This is a genomic window from Azospirillum sp. UENF 112521 (genome assembly GCF_058780665.1).
In genome coordinates, this window is the sequence record NZ_JBSNCI010000004.1 from 308,747 (window position 1) to 332,816 (window position 24,070).

18 protein-coding genes and 1 pseudogene are annotated in these 24,070 nt (G+C 63.9%); 10 read left to right on the plus strand and 9 right to left on the minus strand.

The genetic code is table 11. The features are described from left to right. Positions 1 to 224: 224 nt before the first annotated feature. Genes ACWPN8_RS22060 through ACWPN8_RS22075 form a run of 4 tightly spaced genes read right to left on the minus strand, consistent with a single transcriptional unit; the run spans position 225 to position 5,744 of the window. A complete protein-coding gene (locus tag ACWPN8_RS22060) occupies positions 225 to 431 on the minus strand; it encodes a hypothetical protein (protein ID WP_492242295.1) in 207 nt (68 codons plus the stop codon). Between the two features lie 34 nt (positions 432 to 465). Further along, on the minus strand, positions 466 to 2,133 hold the full coding sequence (locus tag ACWPN8_RS22065; protein WP_492242296.1) for a tetratricopeptide repeat protein: 1,668 nt from the start codon (positions 2,131 to 2,133) through the stop codon (positions 466 to 468). Positions 2,134 to 2,164: 31 nt separating this feature from the next. Next, entirely contained in the window at positions 2,165 to 3,490 is a 1,326-nt protein-coding gene (locus ACWPN8_RS22070) for an HlyD family type I secretion periplasmic adaptor subunit (RefSeq protein ID WP_109450289.1), read from the minus strand. After that, positions 3,483 to 5,744: a peptidase domain-containing ABC transporter gene (locus tag ACWPN8_RS22075; RefSeq protein WP_247873201.1), complete on the minus strand. Its 2,262-nt coding sequence runs from the start codon at positions 5,742 to 5,744 to the stop codon at positions 3,483 to 3,485. The genes ACWPN8_RS22070 and ACWPN8_RS22075 overlap by 8 nt, the downstream gene beginning before the upstream one ends. A gap of 498 nt (positions 5,745 to 6,242) precedes the next feature. On the opposite strand from ACWPN8_RS22075, the gene ACWPN8_RS22080 reads away from it, so the two are divergent. From ACWPN8_RS22080 to ACWPN8_RS22105, 6 genes are all read left to right on the plus strand, one after another. Then, on the plus strand, positions 6,243 to 6,665 hold the full coding sequence (locus ACWPN8_RS22080; protein WP_109450287.1) for a hypothetical protein: 423 nt from the start codon (positions 6,243 to 6,245) through the stop codon (positions 6,663 to 6,665). 1 nt (position 6,666) lies between these two features. After that, complete coding sequence (locus ACWPN8_RS22085; protein ID WP_492242297.1) at positions 6,667 to 7,962, plus strand: glycosyltransferase; 1,296 nt, start codon at positions 6,667 to 6,669, stop codon at positions 7,960 to 7,962. Continuing rightward, complete coding sequence (locus ACWPN8_RS22090; RefSeq protein WP_492242298.1) at positions 7,959 to 8,678, plus strand: hypothetical protein; 720 nt, start codon at positions 7,959 to 7,961, stop codon at positions 8,676 to 8,678. Before ACWPN8_RS22085 ends, ACWPN8_RS22090 begins: the two co-directional genes overlap by 4 nt. Continuing rightward, complete coding sequence (locus tag ACWPN8_RS22095; protein ID WP_492242299.1) at positions 8,591 to 10,519, plus strand: hypothetical protein; 1,929 nt, start codon at positions 8,591 to 8,593, stop codon at positions 10,517 to 10,519. The genes ACWPN8_RS22090 and ACWPN8_RS22095 overlap by 88 nt, the downstream gene beginning before the upstream one ends. Before the next feature lie 31 nt (positions 10,520 to 10,550). Continuing rightward, positions 10,551 to 12,899, plus strand: coding sequence for a glycosyltransferase family 2 protein (locus ACWPN8_RS22100; protein WP_492242300.1), 2,349 nt, complete (start codon positions 10,551 to 10,553; stop codon positions 12,897 to 12,899). 83 nt (positions 12,900 to 12,982) lie between these two features. Continuing rightward, positions 12,983 to 13,696 (plus strand): IS6 family transposase, encoded by a 714-nt coding sequence (locus tag ACWPN8_RS22105; protein ID WP_492242301.1) that lies wholly within the window; start codon positions 12,983 to 12,985, stop codon positions 13,694 to 13,696. 354 nt (positions 13,697 to 14,050) lie between these two features. Here the strand turns inward: ACWPN8_RS22105 and ACWPN8_RS22110 are convergent, their stop codons facing one another. The 3 genes from ACWPN8_RS22110 to ACWPN8_RS22120 form a co-directional block, all read right to left on the minus strand. Continuing rightward, positions 14,051 to 15,931 carry a TRAP transporter large permease gene (locus tag ACWPN8_RS22110; protein ID WP_492242302.1) on the minus strand — a complete coding sequence of 627 codons (1,881 nt, stop codon included), beginning with the start codon at positions 15,929 to 15,931 and terminating at the stop codon, positions 14,051 to 14,053. A 97-nt stretch (positions 15,932 to 16,028) separates the two neighbouring features. Further along, positions 16,029 to 16,928 carry a TRAP transporter substrate-binding protein gene (locus tag ACWPN8_RS22115; protein WP_492242669.1) on the minus strand — a complete coding sequence of 300 codons (900 nt, stop codon included), beginning with the start codon at positions 16,926 to 16,928 and terminating at the stop codon, positions 16,029 to 16,031. Positions 16,929 to 17,099: 171 nt separating this feature from the next. Beyond that, positions 17,100 to 17,867, minus strand: coding sequence for a GntR family transcriptional regulator (locus ACWPN8_RS22120; protein ID WP_109450259.1), 768 nt, complete (start codon positions 17,865 to 17,867; stop codon positions 17,100 to 17,102). 213 nt (positions 17,868 to 18,080) lie between these two features. On the opposite strand from ACWPN8_RS22120, the gene ACWPN8_RS22125 reads away from it, so the two are divergent. The 3 genes from ACWPN8_RS22125 (at position 18,081) to ACWPN8_RS22135 (ending at position 21,154) form a co-directional block, all read left to right on the plus strand. Beyond that, positions 18,081 to 19,283, plus strand: coding sequence for a mandelate racemase/muconate lactonizing enzyme family protein (locus tag ACWPN8_RS22125; RefSeq protein ID WP_492242303.1), 1,203 nt, complete (start codon positions 18,081 to 18,083; stop codon positions 19,281 to 19,283). A gap of 29 nt (positions 19,284 to 19,312) precedes the next feature. Continuing rightward, on the plus strand, positions 19,313 to 20,083 hold the full coding sequence (locus ACWPN8_RS22130; protein ID WP_492242304.1) for an SDR family oxidoreductase: 771 nt from the start codon (positions 19,313 to 19,315) through the stop codon (positions 20,081 to 20,083). A gap of 366 nt (positions 20,084 to 20,449) precedes the next feature. Beyond that, complete coding sequence (locus ACWPN8_RS22135) at positions 20,450 to 21,154, plus strand: DUF3841 domain-containing protein (protein ID WP_492242305.1); 705 nt, start codon at positions 20,450 to 20,452, stop codon at positions 21,152 to 21,154. A gap of 469 nt (positions 21,155 to 21,623) precedes the next feature. On the opposite strand, the pseudogene ACWPN8_RS22140 reads toward ACWPN8_RS22135, so the two are convergent. Then, positions 21,624 to 22,561: pseudogene (locus ACWPN8_RS22140) on the minus strand (transposase). Between the two features lie 81 nt (positions 22,562 to 22,642). After that, positions 22,643 to 23,035: a winged helix-turn-helix transcriptional regulator gene (locus ACWPN8_RS22145; RefSeq protein WP_109450266.1), complete on the minus strand. Its 393-nt coding sequence runs from the start codon at positions 23,033 to 23,035 to the stop codon at positions 22,643 to 22,645. A 114-nt stretch (positions 23,036 to 23,149) separates the two neighbouring features. On the opposite strand from ACWPN8_RS22145, the gene ACWPN8_RS22150 reads away from it, so the two are divergent. Beyond that, positions 23,150 to 23,875, plus strand: coding sequence for an SDR family NAD(P)-dependent oxidoreductase (locus ACWPN8_RS22150; RefSeq protein WP_492242306.1), 726 nt, complete (start codon positions 23,150 to 23,152; stop codon positions 23,873 to 23,875). Positions 23,876 to 24,070: the final 195 nt, after the last annotated feature.

Sequence of the window (24,070 nt, forward strand, 5' to 3'; positions counted from 1 at the left end):
ACAGGCCGGCGGCGGAATGGCTGGATGTTAAATAGAACCAAGCGGTGTCGGACTTGAAGGGACATCACCCCGAAGGTGAGATCATGCTCTGCGCGGCGCGCTGGTACCGGCGATATGGCATCGGCTGCCACGATCTCGCGCAGAGGCCGACCACCGCGAGCTGAAGCAGTTGATCCGCCCGGCACGGGGCCTCATCAAGACCCTGAAAACGGCCACTGCGACGATCAAGGGATTTTGCGGTGATGCGGGCCCTCAGCAAAGGCCAAGAAGCGTCCAGCGTCACATTCACCCATGACATGAAAGGCGAAGCGCGCCTTGTCGGACGCGCCTTCAACGTCGGCCTCTGCATGCTGGCCGAAGTCGTGCAGTTCATCGGCCCGCAGTTCGAACTCTAGGCCGTTAGCATCGGCAGGGATGCCGGTGACCATCATCTCTCGCCTACAGTGGGATTTTTGACAGAGCCTCCTATGGCACGTCCTTGTCGATTTCACGCATAACCTCAATGGCACGAGGTTCGCCGGCATCGACAGCCTTGCTCAACAGTTCGCGGGCGCGACCCGGATTGCATGGAGAGCCCCAAATTCCTGCGTGCAACTCGCCCAATGCGGTGACCGCTGCGATCTCGCCTGCCTCCGCTCCCGCCGTCAACCAACGTTCAGCTTCGGCGAAATCCTGCTCGACACCCAACCCCTGCATGAGGAAGCGGCCAAGATTGATCTGCGCGCCCACGACCCCCTGCTCCGCAGCCATGCGGGCCCAGCGGACCGCTTCGCCATAATCCTGCTCCACCCCTGCGTCGCCGGTGGCGTAGATGGCGCTCAACCAGAGTTGGGACGCGGCGTTGCCAGCCGTCGCGGCGTCGCGGTGAGCCGCCACCGCCGCCGCGAAATCGACCTTGCCGCCATAGCCGGCCAAGTGGAGCTGTCCGATGTTGTGCAGGGCATGGTCGTCCCCCTGGTCGGCCGCCTTTGTGAACCATTCCATGGCGCGTTCTAAGGAGGATTCACCGCCGATCCCCTCGGCGTAAAAACGCCCGATCGTCAGTTGGGCTTGCCGGTCCCCCTGTTGTGCGGCCCGCTCCATCCAAACCCGGCTCTCCTGCGGGTCGACCGGCAGCCCCCGGCCCGAGAGATAGAGCTGTCCCAGGATGTTCTGGGCGTTGCGATGTCCGGCTTCCGCCGCCGCGCGATACCAATTCGCCGCTTCGTACAGGTTGGGTTCGAATTCCTCCGTCCCCTGCGTGTGCAAGTCTCCGAGAAGGGTCATGGCTTCGCCGTCGCCTTGCAGCGCGGCGCGGCGTAGCCAAGTCTCGCCATTCTGGATGTGCTTCACCACGGACAGGCCGTGCAATAGCAGCAATCCAAAATGTCGCTGGGCGGCGGCACTGCCGAGCAGCGCTCCCTTCTCGTAGCAGGCCGCGGCTTCGGCGAGCGAGGCTTCCCGACCAAACCCATGTGCCCACAGCTGGCCAAGATAAAACCAAGCGGTGGCAACGTCCTGCCGGGCCGCGCGTTCGAACCAGTCGAAGGCTTGCCCGTAATCCGCCATTCCCAGGTAGCCGCCGGCCAGCAGCGTCCCAAGCCCAAGCTGACCTTGAGGATTGCCGGCTTCCGCAGCTTTGCGGTACCAGCGTTCCGCTTCGAGGTAATCGATTCTCTCGCCAAAGGCATAGTGGCTGCCGGCCAGCGCCTGGGCGGTGGGAAGTCCCTGTTCGGCAGCGGCGAGTGCCCAGCGGAGCGAGGCTTCCGGATCCGCCTTGACCTCCAGACCGGCAGGGAACAGGGCAAGCATGGCGGGATCCCGGTCACTCATGCCGGGAGGGCGGATGCAACCGTTGGCGTGGATGATCGCCAGCCTTTCCTGAGCCTGCGCATGCCCGCTTCCAGCGGCCCTGCTGTACCAGCTCAGGGCGTCGATCGCGCTACCCACCACGCCCTTGCCCTGTTCGTAAAGCAGACCTATGCGATACTGCGCCTCCGCGTTTCCTTCTTTTGCCGCGGCGAGCCAGCAGGTCAGGGCACCCTTCACGTCGCCCTTCTCGTACCGTTTGAGTCCGCTTGCGACTTGGCGCGCCAGTGCGCCCGACCGCAGAAGGCCGACAGTTCCCTTGGCGATTTCCAGGACGCCCTTCATCGAACGGTCTCGCTCCATGATCCCTTCCCGGTCACGGCTCACGCATTCCTTCGGAGATGCTGACGATGGCCTTTTCGACGAGGTAGGACAGGATGGTGCGCGAGCCGACCACGATGTCGGTGGTAAGGGGCATACCAGGGACAAGGCGGAAATCGGACGGCACATTGTGCAGTTTGATGTCCGTCAATTCGATGCGGGCCCGGTAGAACGGCTTGCCCGATCCCACCCCGTCGCGCCGGGTAAAGGAATCCTCGCTGATGGTGCGGACGATCCCCCGGCCCATGCCATGTTCGACGTATTTGTAGGCGTCGAACTTGAGCTGCACGATGTCGCCCGCCTTGACGAAGCCCTGGTCGGCGGCATCGATCTCCGCCTCGACCTCCAAGGCGGTGTTCAGCGGGACGAGCGTCATGATCTTTTCGGCCGTCTGAATGACCGAGCCGACGGAAAGCGGCGCAACATCCAGCACGACGGCATCCTCGACGGCCCGCATCTCCACCAGATCGTGACGCTTGACCGCCTTGGCGTACTCCTCGCTAACGCGGTCGTGCTCGACACGCTTCGCGACAAGCTCCTGCATGATGCGCGAGCGCCACTGCTGGACATATACCTCCTGCTCCGACTGCAGCGCCTCCAGTTCGTGCCTGGCGGACTGGATGGCGCTCTCGCTGGCTGCCATGTTGCGGGAGGCCTCGACCCGAGCGTCACTGGCGAGGAGCGAGTTCAGGCGGCTGCCGGTCTTATTCTCCTCCAGGGTGCGCCGCATGCTTTCGATGTCGCTGATAAGGCGCAGGCGCGTTTTGTAATGGTCGGCGTCATCGCGGCTGCGGGCGAGGGTCGCACGCGCGGCATCCTGTTTCTGGCTGAAATTCACCATGCTGGACGCGTATTCGGTCTTTCGAGCCTTCCAGATCGCGGCCTGGAGCATGCTGTCCGCGTCGCCCGGTCGCTCCACGTAGGTCTTGCCGTCCAGTTCCATCTGGAGCCGCTCGATCTCCGCAGCAAGACTGTCGCGCTGGCGTTCGAAGCGCGCCACATCGGCGGCGGAGAAGGTTGGATCGAGCGACGCCAGCATGTCCCCCTTCCTCACGATCTGCCCTTCGCGCACCAGCGTGCTGCGAACGATGGAGGTTTCCAGTGGCTGGATGACAATCGTCGGGCTTTGCGAGACGACTTGGCCACGCGCGCTGACCACCCGTTCCAGTCGGGCAACGCTGGCAAGTCCCACGGCGACGATGACGAGGGTGGCCAGCAGCCACACGGTCAGACGGGCGGCCAGCGGATCGGCGGCACCGGTCAGCTCCGCGGTTTCCGACTGAAAGTCGTTGATCGTCTGTTCGGAATGGGACTTAGCCATTGATCGCCGTCACGGAATGATTTGCCACATGCATCGAGGGATCGGCGGCCAGATGCCGGTTCTGCTGGAACCAGAGATGGCGGTAGATGTCGCAACGGCCCATCAGTTCCTGGTGCGCGCCGCTGTCGTAGAGGCGACCACGTTCGAGAACGACGATCTTGTCGCAGTCGACCAGCGACGCGAGACGATGCGAAATGACGATGACCGTACGTCCGCGTGCGATCCGCTTGAGGTTGTTGTTGATGATCGCTTCGCTGTCGGGGTCGAGCGCGCTGGTTGCCTCGTCGAAGATCAGGACCGACGGCTTGCCGAGCAGAGCCCGCGCGATGGCGATGCGCTGGCGCTGACCGCCGGACAGGTTCGTCCCGCCTTCCTCGATGGGCGTCTCGTAGCCTTGGGGAAGACGGTCGATGAACTCCTCCGCCCCGCTCAGTCTGGCGGCTTCCGTGACCTCCTCGAAGGAAGCGTTCGGCCGGGTCACCAGAATGTTCTCCCTGATCGTCCCGCGGAACAGGAAATTGTCCTGAAGCACGACGCCGAGGTTCGAGCGGAGATGATGCAGGTCGAACTGGCGCAGATCGATACCGTTGATCTTGATCAGCCCTTCGTAGGACTGATGTAGACCCTGGAGAAGGCGGGTGACGGTGGTCTTGCCCGAGCCGCTCCGCCCCATGATGCCAACCAGCGTGCCAGCTTCGATGTCCAGCGAAATGCCGTCGAGCGCGAAGGTCACCGCTCCCGGATAGCGGAAGCGGACGTCGGACAGGCTGAGCGTCCCGTTGATGACCGGGCGCACCCCGTTCTTCACGGACTGCTCCGGCGGAATGTTGACGACCGATGCCACCTGGGCGATCGCCGAACGGATTTCCTCGGTGTGCTGGATCATGGCGGAAATCTGGACGAGGGGCGCGGTGGCGCGGCCCGACAGCATGGTAAAGGCGATCAGCGTGCCGGCGAACATCTCCACCTGCTGGGTAATCGCCATATAGGAACCCGTCATCAGAACGCCGGCATAGATCAGCTTCTCCAGCGGCTGGAGAATGGTCTGCGGCTGGTTGCCGAAAAGCATGAAAGCCGTCTTTGCACGCACGGCCTCGGCGACGCGGACATCCCATCCCATCTGCTTGCGGTTTTCCAGCGCCAGCGACTTCACGGTCCGCATTCCGTGAAGCACCTCGATCATGAAACTGCCCTTCTCCACCTCGGCCGCGATCACGCGCTGCTGGAGGCGCCCGAGCGGGCGCATGTAGGCGAGCACGATCACACACATCACAAGCCCGATACCAAGCACCATGAAAGTCAGGGTGCTGTTCAGCAGGAACATTGCCGGTATGATCGCCAGCAGAGTTAGCATGTCCAGCATCATCCCGAACATCTGTTCGGTGAGGAACTGGCGCACCCGCCAGATCTCGTTCAGCTTGTAGCTGATCGTTCCGGCAGGCGTCTGCTCGAAGAAGTCCAGCGGCAGCCGGACCATGCGGTTGAATATGTAGGTGTTGATCCGCGCATCCACCCGTGCCGTGCCCGTCACCACCAGATAGCGGCGCAGATAGCCGAAGACCGTGTCGAACAGGATGACGAAGAGAACCCCGACGACCAGCACATAGAGGGTCGAGAGCCGCTGGTAAACCAAGACCCGGTCAACGATGATCAGGTAGGTGAAGGGCGGAACGATCGCGAACAGGCTCATGATGAGGGCGGCGATGCCGACATCGCGGAAGATCCGCCGTTCGCGGGCGACCTGCTGGAGAAGCCAGGGGAAGCCGAACGGCTTTTCGTCGATGCTCGGCTTATGGCGGCGCTTGATGAAGATGGCCTGCCCGTCCCAGGCGGCGGCCAACCGGATCTCGTCGATGGCCAGACAGGATTCGTCGGACTGGTTGGCAGGACGCAGCAGGGCGACGTCGGCTTGGCCCTTTTCTCCCGGCCGATAGCCGACCAGCACCATGGCCGCGCCGTTGCGCAATTGCAGGATGATCGGGAGCGATTGGCCAAGTTGCGAAAGTTGCCGCCAGGACAATCGCGTGGAACGCGCCACCAAGCCGTTCTCATCCGCAATCTTCATGAGTGTGCGTATCGGAGTTTCCCGGCCATCGAGCCCATAGTCTCGGATGATCTGATCGACTGCAATATGCACGCCGTGTGACTGCGCAACCTTTTGCAATGCAGACAACGTCGAACACTGTCCGTCGCTTTCTGCTTTTCCGGACAATGTCTCATTTGATGTTTGGTCAAGCATCAGGTACGCCATCATGAAACGTGTTCGGCGGCGATCCTACCGGAGACCCATGAGAGGTGGCAAGCTGGTCGCGTCCCAACGGATGTACGGTCCGGCAGAAGTCACCTTTTGGTGATTTTTGTTTCATCCCGTTTCTGCAACATAAAAGCCCTATGGTTGATACTGGTGACGCGCTGGGAGCTGACGTTTCATTGCAGAGAATCTACTTGACCGTGACTATGGGATTTGGCCGAAATTTCTTCATGATGCGACTCGCTGGGAATCGTATCGAGACGCCTGCGGACGCTGCCAGCGGCTTTCGACATCGACGAAACTCTGCCTTTCGATTTCGACCGTTGCCGAGACGCAACTTGACGATGATTTTCTTCAGGAGGCGCGCTCGAAAATTGGCTGGTCTGGCTTTCACCGGTACGCTATCCAATCGGCCCAAGCTGCCAAAAGGCTTCAGCCGCGGCTTTTCGCGATTTCGCATCCTGCCGATCCACCCCGCCGCCCCCTGCCACCGGACTGGTCATGACGAAAATTCTGGCACTCGACGGTTCGGAATCCATCCATGGGCGCGGTTTCCTCGTCGTTTCCAGTCTTTACTGGTGTGTCGAGGCCCTTGAGGGCATTGATGTCCGCATTCTGGACGTCACCAGTCGTGACGTGCAGTTGGCTTTGGACGTGTTCCAATGGGATACGGGCGTCAGGTTGACTGTGCGGCCCGATGCCGAAGGACTGGAGGACGCCGCGCTCTATGGCGGAATAGCTTTCCGGTCGGCGGCGCATCTCCGGCTGTCAGAAGCGGCAAGGCACGATGTGCCGACGCTGGTCGCCATCCAGTTCCCGGCTCCGGAATGGATGAGCGCGCCGATTCTTGCTTTGGGCAACGCCGCCTTCGATCCGAAGCTTTTCGGTGAACGGCTCCGCGATGCCGTCCGCTCCTGGGGATAGAATGCCTGCCAATCCGACAAATCGCGCAAAGACGGCGCAGCCGGTGGTCCTGGTCGTGGGCATGATCAACAGCGTCCACACGGCGCGCTGGCTCGACATGGTCCGTGGACGTGGCATGAGGTTCGTCCTGCTCCCCGTCATCGACGCCGCACCCTGCCGCGAGCTTGTCGGCCTGCCCGAGGTGCGGAGCCGGAGCGAACTGGACGCGCTGCCGGAGAATCAGGTCGCTGTGTTCCCGCTCGCGGCTGTAGAGCCGGCCAGGGTGGCCGGTCTGGACGCCTATCTGGGCTATTCGCCCTGGCTGCCGAGTTTCCTGGACAGCGGCGAGTTGCTCGCTAGGCCGGCCCATGTGGCTCAGGCCATCGCCTCCCTGCGGCCCAGCATCGTCCACGCGCTGGAAACTCAATTCGCCGGCTATCTCTGCATGGAGGTCAAGCGCTTCCTGGGTGCTGCCATGCCAACCTGGATGCTCTCCAGTTGGGGAAGCGATTTCTACCTCTATCGCAAGGTACCCGACCAGATCGACCGGCTTCGCGAAATTGCCGGATCGGTGGATGCATACATGGCGGACGGCGAGCGCGATGTGACCCTGTTCCGGGAGTTCGGATTCAAGGGCATGACATTTCCGGCGATGCCGGCGTCGGGCGGGGTGAACATTGACGCACTGCCCAGGCTTGAAAACCTGGCCCCCCCGTCTCAGCGTCGGGAAATCATGGTCAAGGGCCTGCATGGCTGGTCCGGTCGCGCGCTGAACATCCTCAATGCGATTCACCTTGCGGCGCCGGAATTGCGGGGATTTTCAATCAGCCTGTTGAATGCGCCTGCGGTGGTGGCCGAGACCGCGCGGACGCTCGGCGAATGGGACGATCTCCGGATCGCGTGTCTTCCCTCGCTCCCGACCTACCGCGACGTGATAATGCGGATGGGCCGTGCACGCACGATCATCGGGTTGGGAATTTCCGACGGCACCCCCACCGTCATGCTGGAGGCAATGAGTGTCGGGGCCTTTCCCATTCAGAGCGACACGTCGGCGGCGACGGAGTGGCTTGTCTCCGGGGAAACCGGCTTCATCGTCTCGCCCCATGACATCGCCGGGCTGGCGGAACGCATCGTCCGTGCCGCGACCGACGACGCCCTGGTGGACGGCTGCGTCGAACGGAACCGCCGGCTCGTCGAGGAGCGTTGGAACCAGGAGACGAATGCGGTCCTCGCCGCGAATGCCTACCGTGCGGTGTTGGTCGCCTTCTGCGATCGGACCGTGACCGGCTCGCATGACGACATGGGAGGCTTTCCATGAAACGGCACGGCATCGCAATGATGGTGTTGGGCAACGGCGATGCAGCCGCCGCGGCATCAACCATCCAGAGCCTGTTGTTGCAGCGGAGGGTGGACATCGAGTCCGTTCTGCTGCTGGCCATGGCGGGCGAGAAGGCGAGACCGGCCAGCCTGCCGGACGGCTTCGGCGACAGCGTCCACTGGGTCGCGGCGGAGGATCGCGAGCCGGCGGGCCGGACCATGGCGCGGGCGTTGGCGCTGACGGACTGCCGCTGGGTCGGCTGGCTGCAGGCGGGCGACAGTCTCGACCCGCTGGCGCTGTTTTACCTTCTCGAGGCGCAGGCCCAGCAGGCTTCCCCGGCGCTGAGCCTATGCGCCCAGGTGCCGGATGATGGCGATGCGGCCGACAGCGGCGGTTCCGATGCCGACGTGCAGTCACTCCTTGGACGCATTCTGGGAGGCCGGGCGCAGTCGGGAGGTCTCTTGGTTCCACACGCAGAAATCCAGTTGGCCGGTGGATTCCGGTCCGATTGCCTTCTGCCGGAGGTTGACATGCTGGCGCGGCTGTCGCGGCGGCTGACGGTCCGCCATGTGCCCGCAGCCGGATACCGCCCCGTCCCTCCCTCCGTCCCCCCGCGGCGGAGCCGCGTTTGTGGCGGGAGGACCGCGAAAGGATTGCCGCCGCATGGCTCGCACAATCCGATGACAAGGCCCCGCGCTCTGAGCGCGCAGCGCTGATCGAGCTTCAGCGCAGCTTCCAGCCGTCGCCGTCGCCGGATTTGTCGGCGCTGCTCGCATGGCGGATGAGCCGTCTGATCGAACCGGGGGAACTGACCGTCGCCATCCTCGGGCCGTCTGACATTGCTGCGTCGGAACTTGGGGTGCCGGGCGCGCGGATGATCCGCGGAGTGGCATCGACGGTCGATCTGATGGCCGGCTTGGCCTCCTGCGACTCTCCATATGTCGTTGCGGTCGAATCGGGCGCCCCCCCGGCGGTTCCCACCCTTGCCGGCCAACTGCTCCAGCAAATGGCGCTGCGCAGCGTCGCCTGCTTCCCGCCTGCGTCACTGAACCATCTGACTGCCTCGACCTCCCTCGTCGTTGGCACACTGTTCCGCCGCGACGCCCTCACCCGTGACGTTCTCGGGCATTTGCAGCGGGGCGAAGGTGCCTTCTGGTATGCGTTGCAGCGCAGAGGCGTTCTGACTGTCGGTCCATGTCAGTCCGCGGCCGAGCGGGCAGGAGATGGCTTGACACCGAGAGGCCTGCTGCGGGAGGCCAAGACACTCGTCGATGAGGATTGGTACGCGCAGGAGTATCCCGACCGATTGCGCTCCGATATCGATCCGGCAGCACATTATCTCAGCTTCGGATGGAAGGAGGGGCTTAACCCTAACCCATGGTTCCTGACAGCCTGGTACTCTGCGGCCAACCAATTGGAAGGTGGGGACCGCTGCCCGCTTCTGCATTTCATCGAGAACGGAGCCGGAGAGGGGCGACAGCCTCACCCTCACTTCGATCTGGTCTGGTACGCAAGCCGGTATCTGGCTTCGAAGCCAGACCATCGAGCCCTGCGGCATTTCCTGGACATCGGCCGTTACAGTGGCGCTGCTCCGGAGCCGTTGATGAACGACCCATGGGTACGGCGTACGATTCAGCGCTTGCCGAACCTCCGCCGCAGCGCGGAGGAATTTGGCCGCCTGCGCGAAGCGCGAATCAGACAGGTTGCTGAAACTGCCAAGATGCTGGTGGATCGGGATTGGTACCTTGCCCAGTATCCGGATGTGGTCCAGGCGGGAGTGGATCCCTTCTGGCACTACTTGTCCCATGGCTGGAAGGAGAACCGCTCGCCTGGTCCCTGGTTCTCTGCTCACTGGTATCGCGACACCGCCATGGGTGGTCAGCTTCGGGACGTTTCGCCGTTAGAGCATTTCATCGTCGACGGAGCCACTGCCGGACTTCGCCCGACGCCCGAATTCGATACCGTTTGGTATTCGCAACGGTATCTCGGTCTGCGCCACCCCAGCGCCGAGGCCTTACGCCATTTCGTGACATCCGGTCTGGCCGAAGGGCTGGTCCCCGACCCGGCTCTCGACGGGGCGGGGTTGCGCTCGGTGCTTCGGGAAACACCGGCAAGCGAGCGCGCGGCGCTGATCCGGCGGCTGTGGGCGTTGCATAACTCCGGCAGGAGCCATGCACCCGTTACTGGTATCGATATGGTCGAGGACTGGGCGTTGCTTCTGCTGCGCCGCAAGCCGCCTGCCACCCAAGCTGTGCTGCTGCTTGCTCCGGACGCCAGTGATGCGGTGGCGCGTGCACGCGATGCGGCGCGGGCGCTCCCGTTGCATGAGACGGCACTGTTCATGGTGATGCGTGCCGCCGACCGGATCGAGTTTCGCGACCGGATGGAGGAAAATGCCGTTTCAGTGACGATGACACTGGACGACGCATTCCACCTCGTGCGCGCCATGAATTGTACGCGCGTCGCCGCCATCGATCCCGGCCTGCTCGCGGGTCCAGCCGGTGCCGCTCTCGTCTCCGCCCGCCTGACGCCCGTCATCAACGAAAACGGCGCCTGATGGCCCGTCCCTGCTCCCGGACCCTGCCACGATGAACGCCGAACCTCTCGTCTCGATCATCATTCCCGTCTACAACGGCGCCCGCTTCCTGGGCGAAGCGATCGACAGTGCGTTGGCGCAGACCTACGGCAACATCGAGATCATCGTTGTTGACGATGGGTCTGACGATAAGGGGGCGACGCGCGCCGTCGCTATGGGGTATGGGACGCGGATACGCTACGTCCAGAAACCCAACGGGGGCGTGTCGACCGCGCTGAACCTCGGCATCGCATTGATGCGGGGGTCTTTTTTCAGCTGGCTCAGCCATGACGACATCTATCTGCCGGACCGGATCGCATCGCAGATCGCCGTCTGGCGCCGCTTCGGCCGGCCCTGCGTGGTGGTAAGCGACTGGACCCTTATGGAGGAGAACGGCACGCCCCGTCCCGATGTTCTGCCCGACCTCTCGCATCTCGACATGACGGCGCGCCCCTTCGAGGCCTTCTTCCACGGCGCCTTCAACGGCTGCGCCATGCTGATCCCCCGTTCGGTGCTGTCGGATAACAGTTTCGATCCCGGCTTGCCGCGGACCCAGGATAATTTCCTGTGGTTCAAGTTGCTCGGTGTCATTCCATTTGTCCGTTGCAAGGGAATCGGCGTCAGCAACCGGATGCATCCGGGGCAGGGGTCGCGGGACGATGTGATGCTGGACGAGGCGGGGATGTGCTTCGTCCACGCGCTGGACAGGCTGACTCAGGAGACAGTGTTCGCCTATGGCGGTTCTGAGCCTGCCTATTTCTGGAAGTCGATGGAAACGTTGCCCGATTATCCCGGCATCTTTCCCTATGTTCGGCACCGGGTCGACGGGGCGCTGCAACGGCACCCCTTCACTCTCGCATTGATCTGTGCCGCTCCGGCCTCGGACCTTGCCCGGCAATTGGCTCGGTTGGATGCCCGACGGATCCGGCCGCAGCAGGTTCTGGTTATCGACCTTGGCATCACAGGTGAGCGCGGGCTGGTCGAACGGATGCTCGCGCCGTGGTCCGACTCCACCGTCGCGGCACCGGTCTCTCCGACACTCTCCGGATTTCTGGAAACCATCGCGTCCTTAGCCTGCAACGGGATCGTCATAACCGCCACAGCCGTTCCTGAAGAGGATCAGATCGCCGAGGCTCTGAAGGCCCTTCTGTGCACCGACGCCAGGGTGGCTCGTCCTCGGGAGCGGAAGCTTGCGGCTTTGTCCATCGACCGCCACGCATTCCGGCGCGATGCCGACGGATCGCTGGCCGGACTTGTCGAGATGGTCGGTTCCGTCCCCGTGAAAACCGGATTGGTTGAGTACCCGTTACAGGAACCGGAAAGAAGCCCGCCTCCCCGTCGCGCACTTCTGCCTCCGCATGGCTGGGATTTTACGTGGGAAGGCGACCAACTCTCCTTGCTCGACAAATGGCGGGACCGGATGGCTGCGGACCGACCCGCCATCCTGCTGATCACACGCATGGACAGCACCGTCGCCCTCTCGTACCTGATGCGGTGGATCGAGTTGGCCGGACGTGACCCGAACAAGCTGGTGGCCGTGATCGAAAGCGGGGATGCGCCAGCGCTATCGCTGTTCCCGGCGGCTGACAAAGGGGTTTTGCGCCTGCGTTTTCCGCTTCCGGACTCATTCGCCGGCTTGCAGCAGGCCCTGCTTCGCGTCGGCGTGTCCGTCATCCAGGCTCATGACGTGCGGGGCGTTGAAGCCCTTGTGCCCATCCTCGCAGGGCAATTACGCGTTTCTTTCGACATGGTGGTGGCCGACCATTCGATGGTTCCGGTCGACGAAGCAATCCATCGATCACGGCGTATCTTGACCCCCTCGCCGGCTCTGGCCACCCTGCTGCGCGGCCGCTTCCCAGGAACCCCGGTCCAGTGCGAGCCGCTTACCCAGCGCTATCCCCTGGAACACAGGAGCGTACAGCCTTTCGTTCATAGAGCCGGGGACCCCCTGCGAGTGCTCCTGATCGGCGATGCGGGCCAAGCGGAATGGAGCGGGGTGATTGCCGAGGTGGTGGACATCGTCAACCGGCGCAGCCTGCCTATCGAGTTTCATGCGCTGGGCGATATCGCCGGCTTATCTGGCAGCGGTCCGCTTCATTGCCATCCAGCCGTGGATGGCGGCGGGGCCTGGAGCGCGATTGGAGGCATCGCACCCCATCTGGCATGGCTCCCCTACCGAGAACAGAGGGATTGGCTGTGGGAGTTGGACATTGCCATGTGGTGCATGCTGCCGGTCTGTGGGTCGGCCATCGACGCCATGGTGGAGCGCTGTACGGGGCGACGGGACACGTGGCTTTATGCGCCCGATGCATCCGCAGAATTCTGGGTCACTGTTCTGCTGCGCCGGCACGCGGAACGGTGATATGAGGCGCTCCGTTGCAAAGTTTGCCAGGCACCGTCAAGTTCGAGTTGGCAAGGTGGCCGGGGTGACGGTACAGGGCGGGGATGACGACGCGCCCCGATCCGATGTACGCCGGCTACCGCTTCCCTGCCGAGGTAATCAGCTTTGCGGTGTACCTGTACTTCCGCTTTCCGCTGAGTCTGCGCATGGTGGAGGAGTTGCTGGCCTTGCGCGGGATCACGGTCAGCCATGAATCCGTGCGCCAGTGGGGCCTGAAAATCGGCCGAACGATTGCCAGCCGCATCCGGCAACGGCGCCTCGCCCGCGGTGACAAGTGGCATTTGGATGAGGTCGTCATCAGCATCGCCGGCAAGAAGCATTACCTGTGGCGGGCCGTCGACCAGGACGGCTTCGTGCTCGACGCGCTCGTCCAGAGCCGGCGCGACACCAAGGCGGCCAAGCGTCTGCTGCGCAAGCTGCTCAAGAAGCAGGGCCGCGCTCCCCGTGTCATAGTGACCGACAAGCTGAAGTCCTACGCCGCCGCCAAGAGGGACCTGAAGCTGCGCTGCGAGCACCGCCAGCACAAGGGCCTTAACAATCGTGCCGAGAACAGTCATCAGCCGACCCGACGACGCGAGCGGCAGATGAAGCGCTTCAAATCACCATGGCAGGTGCAGCGCTTTCTGTCCATCCACGACCCGATCAACAACCTCGTCCATCTCCGCCGCGATCATCGCTCAGCCTCCGAGTACCGCGCCGCCCGAATTTACGCGTTCGCCGCCTGGGCTGAGGTGTCCGGCGCGCCGCTGGCCGCGTAATCGTCCCGCCCAACGCACATTCCTGGTCAAACCGCGCCCCGCCCTCATCACCAGCGCCAACAACTTGACGGTGCCGCCCCGTCATCCACCCGGTCTCGGCAATCAACTGGATGTGGCAGTCGCGTTGGGTGGGCGCGGTTTCAGCCATGTTGCTGAGCACGGCATCGCGGTGCGGCGGCGCCACCACCGCGGCCTCAAGATGGCGTTCGTGGACCGCCGCATAGACCCCGCTTCGGTCATAGCCGCCGTTGTCGGTTACCGAGGCCATGGGCTCGGCGACGTGATCGAGCAAGTGGGGGCGCCGCTGCCTGCTCCCGGGCTGCCGTTATGAGGCTTGATGCAATCGGCATAGCTTCAGCCGAAAAGGTCCCAGATCCCCACCGTCAGGAACGGGAAGGCGCACACTGCCGCCAGGACCACCAGCACGGCCGCGACGAACACGCCGACCTCGCGGAACACGGCATAGGGCTGGACCTTGGCGATCTGCGCCGAGATGAAGACCAGGATACCGACCGGCGGGGTCACGCCGCCGAGCTGGAGGTTGATGATCATGATGAGGCCGAGCTGGATCGGATCGATGCCCGCCTGGGTCATCAGCGGCAGGAACAGCGGTGCCGCGATCAGCATGGCCGGCGTCAGGTCCAGGAACATGCCCGCCACGAACAGCGTGATGTTCATGATCAGCAGCAGGCCGAACTGCCCTTGCGCGGTCTCCCGCGCCCAGCCGATCAACTCCTGCGGCACACCCTCGGCGATCAGGATCCAGGCGAAGGGAACCGATGTCGCGATCAGGAAGCCGATCAGTGCGGAGTCCGTCGCGCAGTCGATGATGGCCCGGTAGAAGCTGCGCCAACCATAGGCACGATAGACGAATTTTCCCAGGATGAAGGCCCAGACCAGAGCCATGACGCCGGCTTCGGTCGCGGTGGTGATGCCCAGGCGGATGCAGCCCAGGATCAGCACGGCAATGGCCAGGGTCGGGGCTGCCTGCAGGAAGCTGCTCCAGACCACGCTGGCGGGCGCCCGTTTCTTGCCTCCCTCATAGCCGCGGCGGACGGCAAGGATGTAGACGACCACCATCAGGGCAATGGCAACCAGCAGGCCGGGAACGATGCCGGCGGCGAACAGGCGGGAAATCGACACATTGGAGACAGAGGCATACACCAGCATGGCGATGGCCGGCGGAATGATGTTCGGCAGGATCGACGAGACAGCCGTGATCGCGCAGGAGAAGGCCGGCGAATAGCCGCGCTTGATCATCTCCGGCACCGCGACCTTGGTGGTGCTGGCCGCGTCGGCTCCGGAAGACCCGGAAATGCCGCCGATCAGCACGCTGTTGACCACCACGACCTGGGCCAGACCGCCCCGGAAATGGCCGAACAGCGATTCGGCGAAATCGATCAGCCGCTCCGACAGGCGTCCGAGATTCAGAAGATAGCCGGAGGTCAGGAAGAACGGGATCGCCAGCAGGATGAACTTGGTCGACCCGGCGATCATGTTCTGCAGGATCGCCGGAGCCGGCAGCAGATCGGCGCTCCAGGTCGTGATGAACACGCCCAGCATCATGCAGAAGGCGATTGGCACACCGATCAGCATGGTGAGGAAGAACACCAGCGTCATCAGCAGGCTGGGCGACACATCCTGGAACGGCGACAGCGCCGTATCCTGCACGACCAGATACATGGCGCCGGCCAGCAGGACCGACCCGGCCCGCCGCAGCAGCCCGGCCATCGTCGTCTCGCCCAGCAGGAGGAACAGCAGCCCGATGCCGCCGGCCGCCGGCACGACACCATAGCGCAGGGCATTCGGCCATTGCAGCGTGGTGCTGACGCCGCCGATCCGGTCGGCCAGCTCGTAACCGCTGAAGGTGAACAAGAGGAGCGTCAGCGCCACCAGACTGTCGCGCAGGAAATCCACCGCCGGCCGCGCCGATGCCGGCAGATGGTCGACCAGCAGATCGACATGCACATGCCGTTTTTGCCGAATCCCGGTCGCGGCACCCAGGAAGATCAGCCAGGTGAAGGCCCAGATCGAGAACTCCTCGGTCCAGGTGAAGCCGCTGTTGAAGATGTAGCGTGCGATCACGCCGGTGAAGACGACGAGCGTCAGCGCGATCAGAACCACAAAGTTGACGGCTCCGACGGCGTTTTCGATCAGGCGGCAGACCGTTTCTCCCCAGGCCGGAGACGACCGGCCGGGCATTGTTTCAGAACTGGTGGCTTGGACTTCCGACATGATCGGACCTTTCCGATTGGCCAAATCCTTGGCCTAACGTCCCTGCGGGAAGCGCGGCGGTGCAGAACACCGTCCGCGCAAGCGATACCCCGCCCCGTCACTTCACCGCTTCGATTGCCGGGATCAGCGTGTCGGAACCCGGAATCTTCGGCGTGAACTCCGCCCAGACCGGCTTCATCAGTTCACGCCATGCCGCCTTGTCCTTCACCTCGTGGATGGTGGCGCCCTGGGCGACGGTCTTGGCGAGCGCCTCCTCGTCCTGCTTGGCCTGCAGCGGCACGATGTCCGCCTGCGCGTCATGCGCCGCCTTTTCGATGGCGGCCTGCTGGTCGGCGGTCAGCTTCTGCCACCACGGCTCGGACACCACCCAGGCGCCCATCGCGTAGATGTGGCTCAGCTTGGTGTAGTGCGGTGCCACTTCATAAAAGCGGAAGGTCAGATAATTGGTGGCCGTGTTGTCGAAGAAATCGACGACCCCGGTCTGCATGGCGTTGTATACCTCCGGCGCCGGGATCGGCACGGGATTGGCACTGACGGCCTTCCACAGCGCCACATGGATCGGGCTCTGGATCACCCGCATCTTCTTGCCCGCCGCATCGGCCGGGGTGACGATGGGGTTCTTGCTCATCAGCTGGCGGGCGCCGTTGACCGAGAAGCCCAGCAGATGGAAGCCCTTCTCGCGGAAGCTCTCGGACAGCGCCTTGGTCAGCACCGCGTTGGCTGCGACCGCATGCTGGTCGTCGCGGAACAGGAAGGGCAGGTCGAGCACCTGCACCTGCGGAACCCAGGTCGTGAACACCGAGCTGGTGATGATTCCCATCTGGATCGACCCGAGCCGGATGCCTTCCGCCGATTCCGACTCGGCACCCAGCAGGCTGTTCGGGAATATACGGATTCTTGACCGCCCCCTTGGTGGCGTCCGACACCGCGTCGGCGAAGCGGGTCGCGGCGATATGCTTGGGGTTGCCCTCCTGAACGTCGAGCGACATGCGTGCAGTGGTGGCGGCGACGGCCGGCATCGAGATGCCGAGGGCGACGGCTGTCAGAGCCAGCCCTGCCAACAGAGCCTTCTTCATGGTTTTCCTCCTTTTGGGATTGTTTTGAGCGCGACTGGTCGCGACCGGAGTTCCGTCGGCAACGCGACCTGCCCGCCGGGAAGTGGTTCCGGTCACAAGGTGAAGAGCGGCTCGACGCTGCAATCGAGCAGACGCGGGTCGATGCGGGCTTCCAGCTCGTCGAACATGGCGTCGACGAACTGGACGATTTCGTCGGAAGCCTTGACCGCATCGTCGGCGCGGCGGTTGGCGATGGCGTCGGTCAGTGCCAGATGGCAGTCCACGCTGCGGTGGAGCGTCGCCTCGCCGCCGATGTGGTTCTGGTGCAGGAAGCCGATGCGCCGGAAGATCGTGTGCAGCGGACGCAGCGCATTGCCGACGAAGGGCTCGTTGCCGGCCGCCAGGATCAGGTTGTCGATGCTGCGGTCGAATTCGTTGAACTGGTCGATGGTGATCGTCGCCCGCCGTTCCCGCAGCACCCGTGACAGGTGCATCATCTGGTTGCGCTGCGTCGGCCCCGACCGTTCGGCGGCGAGGCGCACGACGAAGCGCTCGATGTCGCGGCGCAACTCCAGCAACAGCCGGTCGCGCGCAAGATCGATGGGAGCGATCTGGATGCCGTTGCGCGGGTTGACGATCACCAGCGTGTCGCGGGCCAGCATGCTGACCGCCTGATGGACAGGCGTGCGGCTGAGACCGGTGATGTCCTGCAGATCCTGGATCGACAGCAACCGGCCGGGCGCCAGCGTGCAGTTGACCAGCAGCTCCTCGAGCTTGCCGTAAGCCAGCTCCAGCAGGTTGGCTTGATTGGCCCGCGCCTGCTTGCGGTCGATCGCGTCCCCCGGCCCGATCAGCACCGGCTTGCTGCGTCCACGTCCCATAACGCCGTCCTCCTTTACCGTAAGCTGCCCGCCATCGCTCGTGCTCGGCATGCGAACAGTGGTACATTAAAACATGTTGTGAAATATCACAAACGGAAATAGGATGCCCTAGCATGCATGGCCATGGGCACGCGGGGGTCGCATCCTGCCCTGATCCTCTGCCATGCCTTTGATTTCCCGAAACTTCTTTCCTCATTCATCGCGGGACGGCTCATGAAAATCACCGCCATCGAAACCCTTCGCACCGAAGAGTTCGCCAACGTCCTGTGGGTGCGGGTCCACACCGATGCCGGGATCGTCGGGCTGGGCGAGACGTTCTACGGGGCCGGTGCGGTTGAAGCCCATCTGCACGACACGCTGTCCACGCGGCTGCTGGGCCGGGACCCGCTGCGCATCGAGGCGATCAACCGCGACATGGTCAACCTGCCTTTGGCGCAGTCTTCGACCGGCACGGAATACCGGGCGGCTTCGGCCGTCGACATCGCGCTGTGGGACCTGTTCGGCAAGGCCTGCAACCAGCCGGTCCACCAGATGCTGGGCGGCCTCTGCCATGACCGGGTGCCGGTCTACAACACCTGCGCCGGCTACGGCTATGTCCGCTCCCATCGCATCAAGCCGGTCGACACCTGGAACCTGGGCGCCAGCCCGGGTCCGTACGAGGATCTGAACGCCTTCATGTCGGACGCCGGCGGACTGGCCGAAAGCCTGCTGGAGCAGGGCATCTCGGCGATGAAGATCTGGCCGTTCGATCCCGCGGCGATCGAGAATGACGGTCGCTTCATCACCGCGGAGCAGATGAAGCGCGCCGTCGAGCCGTTCGAGAAGATCCGCAAGGCGGTCGGCGACCGGATGCAGATCATGGTGGAGTTCCACTGCCTGTGGAACCTGCCGACGATCAAGCGGATCGCCCGCGTCCTGGAAGACTACGAGCCGACCTGGTACGAGGATCCGATCCGCATGAATTCGGTCAATGCGCTGACCGAACTGGCTGCCTCGACCAGCGTGCCGATCTGCGCTTCCGAAACGCTGGGATCGCGCTTCCCCTACAAGGACATGCTGGAGGCCGGCGCCGTCGGCGTGGTGATGACCGACTTGGCCTGGACGGGTGGGCTGACCGAAGGACGCAAGATCGCCGCTCTCGCCGACACCTACCACCGCCCCTATGCGCCGCACGACTGCACCGGCCCGGTGGCCTATGCCGCCGCGGTCCATTCCTCGCTGTCGCAGCCCAACACGCTGATCCAGGAATCGGTGCGCGCTTTCTACACCGGATGGTACAAGGAACTGGTCACCGAGGTCCCCCGCATCGAGGGCGGTTATGTCTATCCGATGGAAGGGCCGGGACTGGGCACAGACCTGCTGCCCTCGGTGTTTGAACGGTCCGACCTGACCCGTCGCGTCAGCTCCCTGGATTGAGGCCCCGCCGCCCGATGGAGACCCACCCCATGAAGACATCCCCGTTCGACCTTTCCGGCCGCACGGCCCTGATCACCGGCTCCGTCCGCGGAATCGGTTTCGCCTTCGCCCAGGGACTGGCGGAGGCCGGCGCCCGCGTCATCCTGAACGGACGCAACGAGGAGACGCTCGCCGGGGCGGTGACGCGGCTGACCGATCTGGGCCATGCGGCGGACGGCAGCCTGTTCGACGTGGTGGACGAGGCGGCGGTCGCCGCCGCCTTCACCGCGCTCGACGAGCGGGGAATTGCCGTCGACATCCTGATCAACAACGCCGGTATCCAGTTCCGCAAGCCGATGGTCGATCTGGCGCTTGCGGACTGGCAGCGCGTCATCGACACCAACCTGACCGGCGCCTTCATCGTCGCCCGCGAGGCGGCGCGGCGGATGATCGCGCGTGGGAGTGGCGGCAAGATCATCAACATCGGGTCGCTGACCAGCGAGGCGGCGCGGGCGACGGTGGCGCCCTACACCGCCGCCAAGGGCGGTATCAAGATGCTGACCCGGGCGATGGCTGCCGAATGGGCGCGCTTCGACATCCAGGCGAACGCCATCGGGCCGGGCTACATCGCCACCGACATGAACGCGGCCCTGCTTCAGGACGCCGCCTTCGATGCCTGGGTGAAGAACAGCAACCCGGCCCAGCGTTGGGGCCAACCGGAGGAACTGGCCGGGACCGCGGTGTATCTGGCGTCTTCGGCGTCGAACTACGTCAACGGACAGATCATCTATGTGGATGGCGGCTGGCTGGCCGTCCTGTGACACAATCGTCCTTGTGGCGTTGTCACGGGAATAGAGCCGGCGCGTAGACCCCCCAAATTTGCAGTTTCGCTCACGCTGCGGTGGTTGCGGCTTCGCAGCCGGCCACGGCCTGTACGCGGGGTGCAGCGAGAGATCAGGCGGAAACCAATGGCGGGCAAACGAGAGCTGCTGCATCCGAAGAAGATGATGTCAAGACCTGCGATCCGCCACTACTCCTGTGACAATGCCCAAACATCTGTTACGAAGATGAGGAACCTGCAAGGCCGGATTGAACACGAACCCAAGTCGTAAATCACCGCCGGATGCGCCTATAATCCTATCAATCCGGTTTGCCAACCGGAAGCTTCGCGCGGCCAGGAGGATCAGTTGCTGAAACCCATTAGCCGCTCACGGTTACTTGCGGTGCTGAGCGCTGATCCGATGGCACCCGTCCGGGTCTGGTCGGCACAACACCGTGACGCGCTGAGCGTGGCACGACAGACCGGCTGGCTGTCCGGTAATCACCAGTTTGCTTTTGGCCGACACACTGACGCCAGAGGACCAGCCGACGATCCCGATCACCCCAGCCCTTATGATTGGATGCGTGAAAGATTGGCGGAGTTGATGCCCCGTTTCTCGGGTGATTATCCCGTCTGGGGGTGGCTGAAGAGGCCGTCCACACGGCCGTCGATCTGGGGGAAAGCGGCGGGTGAGGCGACGGTCCTGGTCAGCGCCATTGTTCCTCGCCATCGCATCCTCCTCTCTGACTTCGACGACTGGCACGCTGTGTTGAACGACTGGTACCTTAGCCGGACGGAAGCGGAAGATAACGAGGTGGAAGCGGCCGGCGGGGCAACGACGTCGCAGCGGCGGAAAAGTTGGCTGCGGGTTTTCGAGACCGGCCACCCGCGCTCGCCGGAGGAGATGCAGTGGCGTGGCCCAGGCCATTACGTACAGGCCTGCATCGACCGCGTTCATCTCAGCGAAATTGTCCACGTGTATGAACAGGTCCAGGCGCCACGGCCCCACGTACGTGGGGTGAACGGTCCTGCGACTGGTTGCGTCGGCGCAGAGCTTGAACGCATCGGGTAGAATGCTGAAGCGGTGAGCACGAGCACTGAGTGAGCCCGCGTGCCGTCGGTTGCGGAAGACAGGAGTTTGATCGTATGGCCGCTGTGCGATCGATCCGAAACGGCACGATCATCATCGCCGAGCACCATGAACCTGATCGGATCATGGACGCCACAGACCACCTCGCTCTGCTGAGCCATGTCCGCTCATTGCCGGCATTCGAACCGGTTTTGACCGTAGCAGAGCTTATACGATGCCTCAGGCCTTGGGCTGACGTGTTGTCGCGCTTGGGGTGGTGCGATTTCAAAGCCTGGGACCGCGCGTTGGCACTGCCCCACCTGGCAGGCTGCGGAAAAACGAACATATTCTGGCCTTTTTCCTCCGTTGAGGCTTAAAAATGGCGTTTCTGACGGCCGTTTTTATCGGAATTGGGCGCCTTTTCGCGCTCCGAGGCCCCCGGAACCGCCGCTTAGGCGGACTCCGGGCATGATTATGCCGCCGCCAGCAGCTTGGGCAGGCGGATCAGGTTGTAGGCGGCGGCGGTCAGCGTGAACATCCAGCCGACACGGCCCGTGCCGCGATGGCGGGTCTTGCGCAGTCCGGCCGTCGATGGGCGAGCGGCGGTTGCGAGTGTTCTGGGCGACATGCGGAGCGGCGCCCAGTTGGCGCAGGTCGGCCACGAAATCCTTGGTGTCGTAAGCCTTGTCGGCACCCACCGTGATGCGGTGGCGGCCGGGGATGGCCTCGACCATGGACACCGCCGCTTCGCGTTCAGCCAGGCCGGTGGCCGCGGTGAGCCGGACATCCACCACCAGGGCGTGGCGGTTCTCCATCAACGCATGGTCCATGAAGGCCAGCTTCGCCGGTTGCCCGTTTCCCTTGCGGTACAGCCGCGCCTCGGGATCGCTGGTCGAGGCATGGGTCTCGTTGGACCGCTTCTCGCCATGGAAGTCGCGGTCGCTGTTGCGCCCCGGCCCCGGCGGCTCGCCGCTGCCGTCCTTGGGCCGGAAACTCTTCACCGACGCCCCGTTCGCCATCGGGCTCGAACCGGTGGCGTCTCGATGGCTCACCGATCAGCGTGCCGTCCACCGAGAAATGCTCGTCCGACAGCAGTGCCTGGACCTTCGGCCGGCCCAGCAGGGTGGCCAGAAACTTGGCCGCCACATCGCCGGCCAGCAGGCGCTCGCGGTTGTTGGTGAACACGGTAACGTCACACACCGGGGCGTCCATAGAAGGCCGCAGCAGCTTCTCCGGCGCGATCGACGGCCGCCCGATCTTGGAGTACAGCCTCTCGAACGCCGACGACATCACCTCCAGCGCCTCGTCCACGATGGCCCGGATCGCCCGCAGAGGATGATCGGCCGGAACCCGAGCCTCACAGCTCACGTGGCTGAAAAGACCCTCGCTCCGCTCATCCGTGCCCCGCATCGTCCCCTCGACACCCGTATTCTCAACAACCACAAAGAATCACGACCCGCCGGCCGGGAGCAGCCCTTTTCCCGCAGCCTGTTAAATCTCCTCCTCCAACCCTCCCTCCCCTCTCGATGCGTCATAGGCTCGCTGTGCTCTTTCCATCGCGGAGCCGTTGGCGAGCGACCAGTTGTAAAGGGCGGCGAAGGGTTCGCGCAGCGAGCAGCCAAGATCGGTAATCGTGTACTCGACGCCGATCGGCTGCGTCGGCAGGACTTTGCGACTGACGAGGCCGTTGCGCTCCAGACGCTTCAATGCCTCGGACAAAGCCTTGTGGGTGATGCCGTCGAGACGGCGCTTGAGGTCGTTGAACCGCGCCGGCTGCGTGCAGAGGACGCTCAGGATCAGCACCGTCCACTTGTTGGCGATATGTTCGAGGATGGGCCGCGTCGCGGTGACATCGAGCGGCAGATCGAGCACGTCTCTGGCCATGGGTATACACCTCAATATCTAGGCACTATCTGGTATCTGAGCACCATCAGGTGCCTTCTTGTAATTAGATATAGGAATGATAGCTGTTCGTCATCACCAGCGATGTGAGGACGCATGAGCGGGCTTTCAGGAAAAATCGCCATCGTGGTCGGTGGCCATGGCGGCATCGGTGGCGCCATCGCAGAGCGGTTCGCGGCGGAAGGCGCCACGGTTTACGCCACCAGCCGTCGCGCCGAAGAGGGAGAGGTCGAGCTTGGGGCCGGCAGGCTGCACTCGCGCCGCGTCGATGCTTCCGATCTGACGGCGCTCGCCGCCTTCTTCGAGGCGGTGGGCAGCGAGGCCGGGCGGGTGGACGTGCTCGCCGTCAACGCCGGCATCTCCGAGTTCGCGACCCTCGACGGCATCGGCGAGGATCATTTCGACCGGACCTTCGGCCTCAACGTGCGCACGCTGCTGTTTGCCGCCAAGGCTGCGGCGGCGATCATGCCGGATGGCGGCTCGATCGTGCTGGTGGGCTCGATCGCCGGCGCGATCGGCACCAAAGGCTATGGCGTCTACGGGGCCACCAAGGCCGCCGTACGCTCGTTCGCGCGGACCTGGGCCAACGAGCTGGCGCCCCGCAACATCCGCGTCAACGTCGTGGCACCGGGGCCAACCGACACCGCCATGATGGCGGCGGCGTCAGACGAGGTGCGCGAGACGCTGACGACGCTGATCCCGCTCGGCCGTATGGGTCGTGCCGACGAAGTGGCCTCGGCCGCACTGTTTCTCGTCAGCGACCAAAGCAGCTTCATCACCGGGGCCGAGCTGCCGGTCGATGGCGGCATGGCGCAGGTCTGATCCGTGCGCCGCCGGGAGGATCTGAGACCGTGGCGCTGATCCGGCCTCAGATCCTCCCGGCGGTCGAACCGGGTGCTGCCGTCGGCTCAGACCTGGTGCGACGCCTGACTGGCCCGCGCCGCGACGTTGTTGCAGCGAGGTGAGGATTGCGGATGGCGGGGTGGCATCGTAGGGGAGGCGTCGTTGACCTTTCCC

Bases quoted from the DNA above. Each gene is read 5' to 3' on its own strand.
- ACWPN8_RS22150 (WP_492242306.1), top strand. From the start codon at position 23,150: ATGAGCGGGCTTTCAGGAAAAATCGCCATCGTGGTCGGTGGCCATGGC.
- ACWPN8_RS22125 (WP_492242303.1), top strand. From the start codon at position 18,081: ATGAAAATCACCGCCATCGAAACCCTTCGCACCGAAGAGTTCGCCAAC.
- ACWPN8_RS22060 (WP_492242295.1), bottom strand. From the start codon at position 431: ATGATGGTCACCGGCATCCCTGCCGATGCTAACGGCCTAGAGTTCGAA.
- ACWPN8_RS22120 (WP_109450259.1), bottom strand. From the start codon at position 17,867: ATGGGACGTGGACGCAGCAAGCCGGTGCTGATCGGGCCGGGGGACGCG.
- ACWPN8_RS22090 (WP_492242298.1), top strand. From the start codon at position 7,959: ATGAAACGGCACGGCATCGCAATGATGGTGTTGGGCAACGGCGATGCA.
- ACWPN8_RS22065 (WP_492242296.1), bottom strand. From the start codon at position 2,133: ATGAAGGGCGTCCTGGAAATCGCCAAGGGAACTGTCGGCCTTCTGCGG.
- ACWPN8_RS22075 (WP_247873201.1), bottom strand. From the start codon at position 5,744: ATGATGGCGTACCTGATGCTTGACCAAACATCAAATGAGACATTGTCC.
- ACWPN8_RS22085 (WP_492242297.1), top strand. From the start codon at position 6,667: ATGCCTGCCAATCCGACAAATCGCGCAAAGACGGCGCAGCCGGTGGTC.
- ACWPN8_RS22100 (WP_492242300.1), top strand. From the start codon at position 10,551: ATGAACGCCGAACCTCTCGTCTCGATCATCATTCCCGTCTACAACGGC.
- ACWPN8_RS22105 (WP_492242301.1), top strand. From the start codon at position 12,983: ATGACGACGCGCCCCGATCCGATGTACGCCGGCTACCGCTTCCCTGCC.
- ACWPN8_RS22110 (WP_492242302.1), bottom strand. From the start codon at position 15,931: ATGTCGGAAGTCCAAGCCACCAGTTCTGAAACAATGCCCGGCCGGTCG.
- ACWPN8_RS22145 (WP_109450266.1), bottom strand. From the start codon at position 23,035: ATGGCCAGAGACGTGCTCGATCTGCCGCTCGATGTCACCGCGACGCGG.
- ACWPN8_RS22070 (WP_109450289.1), bottom strand. From the start codon at position 3,490: ATGGCTAAGTCCCATTCCGAACAGACGATCAACGACTTTCAGTCGGAA.
- ACWPN8_RS22080 (WP_109450287.1), top strand. From the start codon at position 6,243: ATGACGAAAATTCTGGCACTCGACGGTTCGGAATCCATCCATGGGCGC.
- ACWPN8_RS22130 (WP_492242304.1), top strand. From the start codon at position 19,313: ATGAAGACATCCCCGTTCGACCTTTCCGGCCGCACGGCCCTGATCACC.